At 75.6% G+C, this 12866-nt stretch carries 11 protein-coding genes; 9 read left to right on the forward strand and 2 right to left on the reverse strand.

All coding sequences use genetic code 11. The features are described 5' to 3' along the window. Positions 1 to 2: 2 nt before the first annotated feature. Genes WCD74_RS27830 through WCD74_RS27855 form a run of 6 tightly spaced genes read left to right on the forward strand, consistent with a single transcriptional unit; the run spans position 3 to position 7929 of the window. Positions 3 to 1700 (forward strand): outer membrane protein assembly factor BamB family protein, encoded by a 1698-nt coding sequence (locus WCD74_RS27830; RefSeq protein ID WP_337698171.1) that lies wholly within the window; start codon positions 3 to 5, stop codon positions 1698 to 1700. Beyond that, complete coding sequence (locus WCD74_RS27835) at positions 1697 to 3172, forward strand: outer membrane protein assembly factor BamB family protein (RefSeq protein ID WP_337698172.1); 1476 nt, start codon at positions 1697 to 1699, stop codon at positions 3170 to 3172. Before WCD74_RS27830 ends, WCD74_RS27835 begins: the two co-directional genes overlap by 4 nt. Before the next feature lie 21 nt (positions 3173 to 3193). Continuing rightward, on the forward strand, positions 3194 to 4849 hold the full coding sequence (locus tag WCD74_RS27840; RefSeq protein WP_337698173.1) for a glutamate--tRNA ligase: 1656 nt from the start codon (positions 3194 to 3196) through the stop codon (positions 4847 to 4849). Positions 4850 to 4859: 10 nt separating this feature from the next. Beyond that, entirely contained in the window at positions 4860 to 5345 is a 486-nt protein-coding gene (locus tag WCD74_RS27845) for a PH domain-containing protein (protein ID WP_337698174.1), read from the forward strand. Then, positions 5342 to 6946, forward strand: a complete 1605-nt coding sequence (locus tag WCD74_RS27850; RefSeq protein WP_337698175.1) for a PH domain-containing protein — start codon at positions 5342 to 5344, stop codon at positions 6944 to 6946. The genes WCD74_RS27845 and WCD74_RS27850 overlap by 4 nt, the downstream gene beginning before the upstream one ends. Then, entirely contained in the window at positions 6943 to 7929 is a 987-nt protein-coding gene (locus tag WCD74_RS27855; protein ID WP_337698176.1) for a DUF3616 domain-containing protein, read from the forward strand. The genes WCD74_RS27850 and WCD74_RS27855 overlap by 4 nt, the downstream gene beginning before the upstream one ends. Here WCD74_RS27855 and WCD74_RS27860 read toward each other — a convergent pair whose 3' ends face one another. After that, entirely contained in the window at positions 7930 to 8658 is a 729-nt protein-coding gene (locus WCD74_RS27860) for a TSUP family transporter (RefSeq protein ID WP_337698177.1), read from the reverse strand. Between the two features lie 115 nt (positions 8659 to 8773). On the opposite strand from WCD74_RS27860, the gene WCD74_RS27865 reads away from it, so the two are divergent. Further along, entirely contained in the window at positions 8774 to 9322 is a 549-nt protein-coding gene (locus WCD74_RS27865; protein WP_337698178.1) for a hypothetical protein, read from the forward strand. 16 nt (positions 9323 to 9338) lie between these two features. Here WCD74_RS27865 and WCD74_RS27870 read toward each other — a convergent pair whose 3' ends face one another. Beyond that, positions 9339 to 10805, reverse strand: coding sequence for an NAD-dependent succinate-semialdehyde dehydrogenase (locus WCD74_RS27870; protein WP_337698179.1), 1467 nt, complete (start codon positions 10803 to 10805; stop codon positions 9339 to 9341). Between the two features lie 152 nt (positions 10806 to 10957). Between WCD74_RS27870 and WCD74_RS27875 the strand changes: the two genes are divergently transcribed. Continuing rightward, on the forward strand, positions 10958 to 12469 hold the full coding sequence (locus tag WCD74_RS27875; RefSeq protein WP_337698180.1) for an FAD-dependent oxidoreductase: 1512 nt from the start codon (positions 10958 to 10960) through the stop codon (positions 12467 to 12469). Positions 12470 to 12512: 43 nt separating this feature from the next. Next, a complete protein-coding gene (locus WCD74_RS27880; RefSeq protein ID WP_337698181.1) occupies positions 12513 to 12830 on the forward strand; it encodes a hypothetical protein in 318 nt (105 codons plus the stop codon). Positions 12831 to 12866 lie beyond the last annotated feature (36 nt).

Here is a 12866-nt window from a genome sequence, read left to right on the forward strand (position 1 = left end):
CCGTGCGCGCGGCGGCGGTGGTGGTGGGGCTGGTGCTCCTCGTGGTCGGGGTGGTCCTCGACCGGGCGGGCTGGTGGGGCTGGGCCGGGGAGCTCACGGACGACTCCCTGCTGGTCACGGCGCTGGTCGTGCTGGCCGTCGCCGGCCTGCTCACCCGGGTCGACGCGGTGTGGGCACGCCGGTCCGGGGCGGTCGGCGCGGTCGTGGCCGGGGCCGTGACGGTGGTGCTGCTGGTCGACGGGATCGCCGAGGGACTGCCGGGGCCGGCGGCGGGGGTGCTGCTCGTCGGCACGGCGGCGGTCGTGGTCGCGGCGGTCGCCCTGGCCGTGGGCCCTCCACCGAGGCGACGCCGCCCTCTCGCGGGCGCCGCACTCGCCGTCGGGCTGCTCGCCGCCGCCACCGTCGCCGGCAGCGTGGTGGACGCGCCCACGCGGACCACCACGGACGCCCCGGTCATCGACGCAGCCGTCGTCGCCGGGACCGGCACGGTGCGCTGGACCTACCCGGTGGGCGGGCCGGTCGCCGACGTCGTGCCGGTGCGGGGTGGGGTGGCCGTGCTCCGCGGACCGGACGGCCCCCGCACCGACGCGCCCTTTGACCGGCCCTCCGACGACTCCGACGACGACGAGCGCGGCGACGAGATCGTCGCCCTCGACGGGACGACCGGCACCCCGCGCTGGACCTTCCGCCAGGGCCGGCAGCGGGTCGACGCCCTGGTGCCGTCCCCGGGCGGCGGCGTCCTCGCGGTGTCCCACGTGCTGCCCGGCGGCGGCGCGCTCGTCACCGTGCTGGACGCGGCCACCGGGGCCACCCGATTCACCGTGACGACCCCGATCCGACGCGGCGTCCTGCAGCTGACCGACCGCGTCCTCACGGTCCTCGATCCCCGGGGCACGGCCGCCGGCGACTCCTCGTCCTCGCGCGGCGAGGAGACCTACGGCCTCGTCGCGTACCGGCTCGACGACGGCGCCCGCGCCTGGACCTGGGACCCGCCGCCCGGCTGTGCCCTCGGGGTGCCGTGGTCGCCGACCCTCGGCCCGCCCGGCCGGTGGACGCTCGCCGTCCGCGAGGTGGGGGTGACCCCGGTCGACTGCGGCGACGACCGCGTCCTCACCGGCCTCGACGACAGCACCGGTGCCGTGCGCTGGACGCTCCCCGGCATCCCGCGGGTCACCCCGGACGGGCGCACCGTGGCCGTGGAGCCGACGCTCACCGCCCTTCCCGACGGCGGGTCGGTGCTCGTCGGCGGGTCGCCCGCCCAGGTCGTGGACGCCGCCACCGGCGCGACCCGGCCAGTACCGGGCCTGGGGGAGTTCGACCTCGGCGCCGTCCGGCCCGGTCCGGTGCGCGCCCTGGCCCTCACCGACGGCGAGCCGCGCAGCTCGATCGACGCCCGCACCGGAGCGATCCTCCCCCTGCCCGCGGAGGCACCGGGTGAGTGCTCCACCCCGCAGGGCGCCGTGGCCGTCACCGACACCGCGACGCTGCGGCTCTGCGGGGTCGGCGCCGGGTTCGGCCTGCGCCTCGACGCCGGGCCGGTGCTCCCGCTCGACCTCGGGCCACCCGCGCTGAGCGGGAGCGACAGCACCCGGGACACGCTGCTCTACCGGCGCTCCGAGTACGTCATCGTCCCGGCGCCCGGGGCCCTCGTCGTCGCCACGACCCGCACGGACCCGGCGACCCTGGTCGGTGTCGCGTGACCCGGGTGCTGCTCGTCGTGGGCCTCGCGGCGGCGCTGGTCGGCGCGGGGTTCCTCGTCGCCGGCCGCGAGGAACCGGACCTCCCGGCGACGCTCGCCGTGATCACCGTGGCCGTCCTCGCGGTCGCCGTCGCGCTCTCCTGGGACGCCGCCCGCGGCCGGGGCACCGTCGTCGTGGCGCTGCTCGCGGTCCTCGCGGCAGCCGGGACCGCCCTCACGGCCGTCCTCACCGGCTGGCCGGGACCGGGCCCCGCGGTCCTGCTCGGCGGCGCCCTGCTCGTCCTGGTCGCGCCCGCGCTGCGACGGCTCCGGCAGGCGACCGCCGTCGTCGTCGGGACCGTCCTCCTCCTGGCCGCGGCCGGGGCGGTCGCCGCCGCCGGACCCGTCGTCGGGACCCTGCCCGTGAGCTCGACGGAGGCGAGAGCCCCGGTGCCGGTCGCCGGTGCGCGGTGGCACCTGGACCTCGGCGAGGTGCGGGGGGCGGTCGTCGCCGGGCCCGGCCTGGTCCTCGCGGCGTCCCCCTCCGAGGAGCGCGCCACCGACGTCGCCCTCGGGGTGGACACCGCGACCGGTCGCGTCGCGTGGAGCCACCGCCGGGCGGGGACCGCGGTGGACGAGGTCGTCGCAACCCCGGACGGCCGGGCCGTGGCCGTGCTGGCCCGCTTCTCCGACGGCGGCCGGCCGGACGACGACCGCGTGCTCACGGTGCTCGACGCCGCCACCGGTCGGGTCCTCTGGTCGGACCTCGTCCACGGGACGACGCTCCGCGCGAGCGACCGGGTGGTCGCCGTGGCGACGCCCGAGGGGCGCCTGGAGGCGCGGGCCCGCGACACCGGCGCCCACGCGTGGTGGGCCGACCCGGCCCCGCGGTGCGCCTTCGTGCCGACCCGGGCGGTCGGGACGGTCGGGGTGATGCCGGTCGTCCAGGACTGCCCCGGTCCGCTCGGGGGCCCGCCCGCGTTCCGGGCCACGATCGGGCTGGCCGACGCGTCCGGGGCCGGGGTGTGGACGACGCCGCCGGAGGCGCTGTCCGGTCGCGAGGACCAGATCGCGGCGCTGCCGGTCACGGCCGGCGGCCGGTTCGTCGCGGCCGAGGGCGGCGTCTCGGTGCTCGACGTCCGCGACGGCCGCGCGGTCGCGTCGATCCGGCCCGGCGAGCGGCTGGACGACGACGGCGCCGGCATCGTCGTCACCGCGTCCCTCGCGCCCGCGGGGATCGTGGATCCCGCCACCGGCGCGGTGCTGCCCGTCCCGCCCTGTCCGGAACCGCGCCTGGCCGCCCCGGCGGTGGTCGACGGCGCCCCGGTGGCACTGTGCGAGCTCGGCGACGGTGCCGGAGAGCTCCGCGGCGCGCCGCCCGGCCGCCTGCCTCCGGGCACGGTGCCGTCGGTGCGGTCCGTGCTCGACACGGGCCCGGGCGGGCTCGTCGTCGTGCCGAACCCGTTCCGGGCCGGACCCGTCGTCGGTCTGTAGGGCCCGACTAGCCTGACGACCATGCTGGACCGTGCGACCGTCGACTCCCTCTTCCCGGCCGACCTGCCCGAGACCGCGGAGTGGGAGCGGCGGTACCCGCCGCGCGACGTGCCCGAGGGCGCCCTGGTCACGCGCTTCGGCCCGAGCCCGACCGGCTTCGTGCACATCGGCGGCGTCTACACCGCGATGGTGTCGCGCGACCTGGCGCACTCCACCGACGGCGTCTACTTCCTGCGCATCGAGGACACCGACCAGGCCCGCGAGGTCGCGGGCGCCGACGTCCAGTTCGCGCGGGCGTTCGACGCGTTCGACCTGCGGCCCGACGAGGGCCCCCTGTCCGGTCGGGACGACGACGGCCCCTACGGCCCGTACCGGCAGTCGCAGCGGTCGGAGATCTACCTGAGCTTCGTGCGCGAGCTGATGCGCCGCGAGCTGGCGTACCCGGACTTCGCGACGAAGGAGGAACTCGCCGAGATCTCCGACGCGCAGAAGAAGCTCAAGCTGCCGACGGGCTACTACGGCCGCTGGGCCCCGTGGCGCGATGCGGACGACGCCGAGGTGATCCGCCGCCTCGAGGCCGGCGACCCGTACGTGGTGCGGTTCCGCTCCGAGGGGAAGGTGGGGGAGCGGGTCGCGTTCACCGACCGCCTGCGCGGCCGCGTCGAGGCCGAGGACAACCACAACGACGTCGTCATCCTCAAGACCTCCGCGAACGAACCGCGGCTGCCGACCTACCACTTCGCGCACGTCGTCGACGACCACCTGATGCGGACCTCGCTGGTGGTCCGCGGCGACGAGTGGCTGTCGAGCGTGCCCACGCACCTGCAGCTGTTCACCGCGCTGGGCTTCGAGCAGGTCGACTACGCCCACCTCGCACCGCTGATGAAGCAGGAGGGCAGCTCCCGGCGCAAGCTCTCCAAGCGCAAGGACGACGAGGCGTCGGTCGACTTCTACCTGGAGGCCGGCTACCCGACCGAGGCGGTCCTGTACTACCTGCGCGGGCTGGCGAACTCGCCGCTGGCCGAGGTGCCGCTGGCCGAGGCGCTCGCCACCCCGCTGCAGCTGGACCGCTTCCAGTCGGCGGGGCCGCTGGTGGACATGGTGAAGCTGGCCGACATCTGCGCCGACCACATCGCGACACTCCCCGCCCCGGAGGTGCTCGCCGGGGTCCGCGGCTGGGCGCAGACCTACGACACCGCCCTGGTCGAGATCCTCGACGAGTCCGAGAAGCTCGCGCTCGCCGCGATCGACGTGGAGCGCGTCGGGGTCGAGAACCCCCGCAAGGACCTCGCCCGCTGGTCGGACTTCCGCACCGCCTACGGCTTCTTCTTCCCGGCGCTGTTCACCGACGTCGCCGACCCGGCCGACGAGCGCTTCGGCGGCCTGGAGCCCGCCCTCGTGACGCGGCTGGCCGAGGACCTCGCCGGGCGCTACGTCCACGAGGGCGACCAGCCGACGTGGTTCCAGCAGATCCGCGACCTCGCGCAGACCCACGGCTTCGCCCCCAACCCGAAGACCTACAAGAAGGACCCGGACGCCTACCCCGGCATGCTCCGCGACGCCGCCAACGTCATCCGGGTGCTGGTCACGGGCGCGCAGCGCAGCCCGGACCTGTACGAGGTGACCCGTGTGCTGGGCGGCGACGAGGTCGTGCGCCGGCTGCGCGCCGTGGTGTGAGGTGGGCGCCGTGACCGTCCCGCTGCGGCCGCCGCGCGAGTCCCTCGACCCGAGGGTGCGGTCCTGGTGGCGCGTGCACTGCCTGCTCTGGCCGGTCCTGCTCGCCGTCGTGCTGGGGGTGCTCGGGCTGCTGATCCGGCCGATCGCCTGGTTCCTCCCGCTCGCGGCGGCCGTGGTCGTCGTCGGGATCGTGGTGGCCCTGGCGTTCCCGGCCTACTGGTACCGGGTGCACCGCTGGGAGGTCACCGACGACGCGGTCTACACCCGCTCGGGCTTCCTGTGGCAGGAGTGGCGCGCGGCGCCGCTGTCGCGGATCCAGACCGTCGACACCACCCGCGGCCCGCTGCAGCAGGCGTTCGGGCTCGCGGCGCTGGTGGTGACGACGGCGTCGGCCAAGGGCGCGGTCACGGTCGCGGGCCTGGACCACGAGCGGGCCGCGGAGATTGCCGAGCGCCTCACCCGCGCGACCCAGGCGGTGCCCGGGGACGCGACGTGACGACCGGGACGACGGAGCCCGAGGGGCCCGACGACGGGTGGCGCCGCCTCGACCGCCGCACCCTGGTCGCCTCGGCCGTCCTCGCCGTCGGCGCCTGCGCCGCCGCCGGGGTGCCGACGCTCGCCGGCATGCGCAGCGCCGACCGGTTCTCCTTCGGGGTGGCTGCGGTGCTGGTGGCGGTCGGGGTCTTCGTGATCGTCGGGCTCGCCGTGGCCGCCGAGTGGGTCCGCCTCGCCCGGACCCGGTTCCGGGTCGGCCCGGAGCGGGTCGAGGTGCACAGCGGGATCCTCGTCCGCACCCGCAAGGGGCTCGCCCGCGAGCGCGTCCGCACGGTGGAGGTGACCGCGGACCCGGTGCTGCGGCTGCTCGGACTGGCGAGCGTGCGCATCGGCACCGGGCAGAAGACCTCGGTCACCGACCAGCCGCTGGAACTGCGCGCGCTGCGCCGCCCGGACGCGGAGGCGCTGCGCCGCGTCCTGCTCGACCGCGAGGGGACGATCCGCCCGCCCCACCCGGGTGAGGGGTCCCCTGACGAGGCCGGGGAGGGCGGATCCTCCCCTCGCGGCGAGGAGACGCTCGCCGTGCTCGACCCGAGTTGGATCCGGTTCGCCCCGATCTCGGTGCTCACGCCGACGCTGGGGCTCGCGGCGTTCGGTGTGCTGTTGCAGGGGGCGGACTGGATCGGGCTGCAGCAGACCGTGATCGACGACGCGGCGGACGTCGCGATCGCGCTCGGCCTGGTGATCACGCTGGTCCTCGGGCTGGTGGTCGTCGTCGTGGTGGGGACGGTGGCGTCGCTGGCGGTGTTCGTGGAGTCCTGGTGGGGCTACCGGCTGACGCGGGAGCCGGGCATCGCCGCGACCGGCTCCCTGCACGTGCGGCGCGGACTGCTCACGCGGCGGTCGACGACGCTCGAGGAGAACCGGCTGCGCGGTGTCGCGGTCGTCGAGCCGCCCGGGGTGGCCCTGGTCGGGGCCGCCCGGGTGGACGCGGTCGCCACCGGGCTCTCCGCCGCCGGGGAGCAGCGCTCCGACCCCCGCGGCCTGCTCCCGGTGGCGCCCCGCGCGGTGGCGAACCGGGTCGTCGCCGAGGTGCTGCGCGAGCCGACCGCCCCCACCGAGGCGGTGGAGCTGCGGGCGCACCCGGTGGCGGCCCGCGGACGGCGGATCCGGTGGGCGTCCGCGATCTGCCTCGTACCCGCCGTCGTGCTCGGGGTCGTGGCCGTGCTCGCCGGCTCGATCGCGTTCGCGGTCCTCGCCACCGTCGCCGCCGTCGTCGGGCTCGCCGCGGGCATCGGGCTGGGCCGGCTGGCCTACCGCAACCTCGGCCACGGCCTCGTCGGGAACCATCTCGTGACCCGGCACGGGGCCCCCGGGCGGCGGACGGTGGCGCTGCGCCGCGACGGGGTGCTGACCTGGACGCTGACGCAGTCGCCGTTCCAGCGCCGGGCCGGGCTGGTGACGCTGTGGTTCACGACGGCGGCGGGCGACGGCCGGTACGGCGTGTACGACGTCGGTGTGGACGAGGCGGTCGCCTTCGCCACCGAGACGCTCGGCGACCGCTTCACCCCGTTCCTGTCCGCGGCCAGGATGGCGGCATGACGTCGCGCGCCGTCCTGCACCTCGCCGAGCACACCCACACCTACGGCCTGTCGCTGTCCGGGCTCGCGGTGCGCGGCGACCGGATGCTGCTCGCGCCCGACGAGGGGGCGGCCCTGGTGGGGCTCCGACGGCGCGCCGAGGACGACTGGGCGGACCCGGTCGAGATGCTCCTGGACGACCTGGTCGACCTGCCGGGCGACGCCGACGACGAGGTCGACGTCGAGGGCATCGACGTGACCGCCGACCACGTCTGGGTCACCGGCTCGCACTCGGCCAAGCGGCGGAAGGTCAAGGCCGGGACGCCGCCGGAGAAGGTCGGGAAGCGGCTGCGGAAGGTCACCGCCGAGGAGCCGCGGCGCCTGCTGGCGCGGCTGCCGCTCGGGCCGGACGGGCTCCCGACGGCCGGTGGGGTGCGGTCGCCGTCGGGCGAGGGCGGGCTGTTCGCGGCGCTCGCCGACGACGACCACCTGGCCCCGTTCCTGGGGATCCCCGGCAAGGACAACGGATTCGACGTCGAGGGGCTCGCGGTCCTCGACGACGAGCGGGTCCTGCTCGGGCTGCGCGGTCCGGTGCTGCGCGGGTGGGCCGTCGTGCTGGAGCTGACCGTGGGGGAGTCCGACGGCGAGCTGGCACTGCGCGGGGTGCGCAAGCACTTCCTGGACCTCTCCGGCCTCGGGGTGCGCGACCTCGTTCGCGACGGCGACGACCTGCTGCTGCTCGCCGGGCCGACCATGGTGCTCTCCCGACCCGCCCGCGTCCTGCGCGTGCGCGGGGGAGCGCACGGCCTGCCGGACGCGGTCCCGGCGGACGGGATCGACGTGGTGGCCGAGCTGGACACCGGCGACGGCGAGGACCACCCCGAGGCGATCGCGGTGCTCGGCCCCGGGTCACTGCTGGTCCTGCACGACAGCCCGGCCGCCGACCGCCTCGGCGAACACACGGTGGCGGGCGACGTGCTGCACGGGGTGGACGTCGGGCACTGATCAGAGCTCGAGCAGCCCCCGCGCGACCGTCGCGAGCGCCCCGACCGCGGCCACCGCGAGCATCAGCCGGCGGCCGGTCACGGGACTCAGGCGCCGCGACACCGGCCCGCCCAGCAGCACGCCGACCGTGATCGCAGCCAGCCCGGCGACCCAGGTCACGACCCCGAGGTCGGGGACCCCCTTGACGAGCAGAGCGGTCAGGTTGACGGCGAGCAGCACGGCCTGCGCGGTCGGGACGAACACGCGCGGCTCGATCCGCTGGGACACGCCGTAGGCGGAGATCAGCGGACCGCCGACGCCCGCGGTGGCGTTGACGAACCCGGCGGCGACCCCGGAGCCGACCGCCCCGCCCGTCCCGCGCAGCGCCGCCCCGGCCGCGGGCACCGCGGACAGCGCGACACCGAGCAGCGCGAGCAGGCCGACGACGACGAGCAGGGGCGCCTCGGGCAGCGTCGTCGCCACGAGGGCGCCGGCCGGCACCCCGACCGCCGCCCCGGCCAGCAGCAGCCCGACGGACGCCCACCGGGCGTCCCGCCACGTCTGCGCCAGCACGAGGGTGCACAGCACGCTCTGCAGGGCGTTGCCGAACGACACCCCGTCGCGCGGACCGAGCACCGCGACCAGGAACGGCGCGCCGACCAGGGCGAGCCCGAGCCCGGTGGTGCGCTGCAGGGTCGCGCCCGCCGCGATGGGAACGGCCACGAGCAGGGCCGCGACGACGGGGTTCACGGCGACATCCTCGCACTGCGTAGTCGGCACACTGCGTGACTGGATCTGGCGCACGGACCGCCGATCAGGACACAATCACGGCGGTCGTTCTACCCAGAGTGAGAGAAGGCTCGTCATGGTTGCTCGTCCGGCCCAGTCGACCCGCCCAGCCGTCGCGAACGACGTCGCCGAGCGTGAGCAGATCGGTGGCCAACCCCACGTCCGGAGCGCCGGTGCGCCGCCGGGCCGGCGCCTGCTCGCCGTCGTGGGGCTGGCCGGCCTGCTGCTGCTCGGGGCGTGCGGGTCGGGCGGGGGCGAGGCGTCGGTGTCGTGCTCCGGCTCCCAGTGCCGCGCGACCGTGACGGGGACACCGGTCGAGGTGTCCGAGCCGTCGTCGTCGGGATCGATGGCGCTGGTCGCGGGAACCTCCACCAGCCGCCCGAAGCCCACGTCGTCGTCGAAGCCGAAGCCCTCGACCCGGACGACCACGCACCGCTCGGGCTCGCACCGGGACGGGACCGACGAGGTCGACTTCCTCGTCCGCGCCGTCGGGCCGGGGTGGGTGGAGATCGACGAGGACGGCGTGACGCGCGTCCCCGTGGGCGGGACGTTCGCCGAGGACGACGCGGCCGTCCGCGTCGAGTCCGCGGACGGCCGCACGGCGGTGTTCACCTGGGTGAGGTGAACACCGCCGCAGGCACCTACACGTTCATCGCGACGTACTTGATCTCCAGGTACTCGTCGATGCCGACGTCGCCGCCCTCGCGGCCCAGGCCGGACTGCTTGACGCCGCCGAAGGGGGCGCCGGCGTTGGACACCATGCCCTGGTTCAGCCCGACCATGCCCGCCTCGAGGCGCTCCGAGAGCCGGATCGCCCGCTGCAGGTCCTTGGTGTAGAGGTAGCTGACCAGGCCGAACTCGGTGTCGTTGGCCGCGCGGATGGCCTCGTCGTCGTCGGTGAAGGTGAATATCGGCGCCACCGGGCCGAAGATCTCCTCCTTGACCAGGCGGGCCGAGGTCGGCACGTCGGCGAGGACGGTCGGCGGGTAGAAGTAGCCGGCGCCGTTGGGGATCTCCCCGCCGGTGCGGACCTTCGCGCCCTTCTGGACGGCGTCGTCGACCAGCTCGGCGACCTTGTCGCGCTGGTCGGCCTCGACGAGCGGGCCGACCTCGACACCCTCCTCGGTGCCACGGCCCACCGTCATCGAGCCCATCCGGTCGACGAGCTTCTTGGTGAACTCCTCGGCGACGTCGGCGTGCACGTAGAAGCGGTTGGCCGCCGTGCAGGCCTCGCCGATGTTGCGCATCTTCGCGAGCATCGCGCCGTCCACCGCGGCGTCCACGTCGGCGTCGGCGCACACCACGAACGGCGCGTTGCCGCCGAGCTCCATCGAGGTCTTGAGCACCTGCTTCGCGGACTGCTCGATGAGCTTCTGCCCGACCTCGGTGGAGCCGGTGAACGACAGCTTGCGGATGCGGCCGTCCTCGATCAGCGGCCCCATCACCTTGCCGGTCGACTTCGTGGTGACGACGTTGAGCACGCCCTCGGGCAGCCCCGCCTGCGCCAGGATGTCGGCGAGCTTGAGGATCGTCAGCGGCGTCAGCGACGCCGGCTTGATCACCATCGTGCAGCCGGCGGCGATCGCCGGGCCGATCTTGCGGGTGCCCATGGCCAGCGGGAAGTTCCACGGCGTGATGAGCAGGCACGGCCCGATCGGCTGGCGCATCACCAGCACGCGGCCGTTGCCGGTCGCGTTCACCTTCCACTCGCCGTTGATCCGCACGGTCTCCTCGGAGAACCAGCGGAAGAACTCGGCGGCGTAGGAGATCTCGGCCTTGGACTCGGCGAGCGGCTTGCCCATCTCGAGGGTCATGAGCATGGCGATGTCGTCGGCCTGCTCGGTGATCATCTCGAACGCGCGGCGGAGGATCTCGCCGCGCTCGCGGGGCGCGGTCGCGGCCCAGTCGGGCTGGGCCTTGTGGGCCGCGTCGAGCGCCGCCATGCCGTCCTCGGGGGAGGCGTCGGCGACCTCGCAGAGGATCTCGCCGGTGGACGGGTCCTCGACCTCGAAGGTCTTCCCCTCGGTGGCGTCGCGCTCCCGGCCACCGATCAGCAGCTTCTTCGGGACGTCCTCGATGACCCGTCGCTCACGGTCGGCGTCGCTCATCTGACCTGGTCACTCCCCATCAACGTCTGGTCCGGTCCGCGGTAGATGCCCGGCGGGTCGCCCGGCTACGCCCCGACCGGGGGAGCCACGCCACAGCCGCTCCCGGCGGCTCCCGACGGCGCGGCCCCGTCTCCATCCCTACGCTCGCGGACGTGTTCTCTCCACACACCGTGGTCGCCCCCCGTCCCGACCTCCCGCAGCGCGTGCCGGACGACCGGTCGTCGGGCAAGGTCGTCGTCGTCGGCGGGGGACTGGCGGGGGTCACCGCCGCGACGGTCCTCGCGGAGCGCGGCCTGACGGTGGAGCTGCTGGAGGCGGCGCCGCGGCTGGGCGGGCGGCTGGGGACGTGGCCGCGCACGCTGCCCGACGGCACCGAGGTCACCGTCGAGCACGGCTACCACGGGTTCTTCCGGCAGTACTACACGCTGCGCGACGTCCTGCGCCGCATCGACCCGGACCTCGCGTTCCTGCGCGACGTCGGCGGCTACCCGGTGGAGAGCCGGGAGTGGGAGTCCGAGGACTTCTCCGACCTCCCGACGACGCCGCTGGCGAACCTCGCGGCCCTGGTGTGGAAGTCCCCGAGCTTCCGGCTGCGCGACCTGCGCAAGGTCGACGGCCGGGAGGCGCTCGCGATGCTGCGCTACGACCCGGTGCGCACGTTCGCCGAGCACGACCACCGCACCACCGCCGAGCTCCTCGACTCCTTCGGTTTCTCCGAGCGCGGCCGGGCGATGCTCTTCGAGGTCTTCGCGCACTCGTTCTTCAACACCGAGCAGCGGTACTCGGCGGCCGAGTTCCTCGCCATGTGCCACTTCTACTTCACCGGCAACCCCGAGGGCCTCGGGATGGACGTGCCGACCGACCAGTACGCCGCGACGATCTGGGACCCGTTCACCCGGCTGCTCGAGAAGCACGGCGCGACGGTGACGACGGGGGCGCGGGCCACGATGGTGGTCGACGGCCCCGGCGGCTGGTCGGTGGGCGTGGACGGCGGCCCGACGCGCACCGCGCGCCACCTGGTCGTGGCCACGGACGTCCCCGCGACCCGCGCGCTGTTCGAGCGCTCACCGGCCTTCGCGACGACGGGTCCGCGGCTGGCCGGGCAGGTCGCCGAGCTCCCCGGCGGCGAGCCCTACGTCGTCGCCCGGCTGTGGTGCCGGGGCGACGTGGACGCGGCGCACGCGCCGTTCACCGGGGTCACGCGGGAGCGGATCCTCGACTCGGTGACGCTGTTCCACCGCATCGAGGCCGAGTCCGCGGCGTGGGCCTCGCGCACCGGCGGCTCGGTGATCGAGCTGCACTCCTACGCCTGCCCGCACGACGCGTCGCGCGACGACCTGGTCGCCGAGATGCGCCATGAGCTCGCGGGACTGTGGCCGGAGTTCGCCGCGCTGGAGGTGCTCGACGTCGACGCGCACCTCTACGACAACGCGCCCGGCTTCGACCCGGGGACCCACGCGCGGCGGCCCGGCGTGGTCACCGACGCCCGCGGCCTGCGGCTGGCGGGGGACTGGGTGGCCACCGAGATCCCGTCGGCCCTCATGGAGCGGGCCGCCGTCACCGGGGTGCTCGCCGCCAACGACGTCCTGCGCGAGGAGGGGGTGGCGCCCGAGCCGGTCCGCTCGATCGCGCCGCGCGGCGTCCTCGCCCGGGCGAGAGGATAGGGTGCGGCGCACAGTTCGATCACGGCTCGAGGAGAGGGAGAACGTGCAGACCCGACGGGTGGCGTCCTTGCTGGTCATCGCATCGGCCTCGGCGGCCGTGCTGTCGGGGTGCGTGTACTCCTCCGAGCCCGCGCCCGGCTCGCCCCCGGACCCGAACGTGTTCTCCACCGAGGGCTTCCCCCCGCCCGGCCCCGCCCCGGTGCCCGGCCGGATCACCCCCGGCCCGGTCGCCCCGCCGGCGCCGGCCGACGCCCCGCGCCCGGAGACCGGCCCGGAGGGCCCGCGGCCCACGCCGTCGCCGCAGACCTCCGAGGTCGAGCCCCGCCCGACCGGCGCGCCCGCTCCGCCCCCGGGTTCGTAACACCCTCCGGGTCGCGCCGGGCCCCGGGTGGCAGCG

The organism is Actinomycetospora aurantiaca, assembly GCF_037401875.1.
Classification (GTDB): domain Bacteria; phylum Actinomycetota; class Actinomycetes; order Mycobacteriales; family Pseudonocardiaceae; genus Actinomycetospora; species Actinomycetospora aurantiaca.

What these genes read in the sequence shown, in the direction of transcription:
- WCD74_RS27855 (WP_337698176.1), top strand. Translation starts at nt 6,943, where the DNA reads ATGACGTCGCGCGCCGTCCTGCACCTCGCCGAGCACACCCACACCTAC.
- WCD74_RS27840 (WP_337698173.1), top strand. Translation starts at nt 3,194, where the DNA reads ATGCTGGACCGTGCGACCGTCGACTCCCTCTTCCCGGCCGACCTGCCC.
- WCD74_RS27870 (WP_337698179.1), bottom strand. Translation starts at nt 10,805, where the DNA reads ATGAGCGACGCCGACCGTGAGCGACGGGTCATCGAGGACGTCCCGAAG.
- WCD74_RS27865 (WP_337698178.1), top strand. Translation starts at nt 8,774, where the DNA reads ATGGTTGCTCGTCCGGCCCAGTCGACCCGCCCAGCCGTCGCGAACGAC.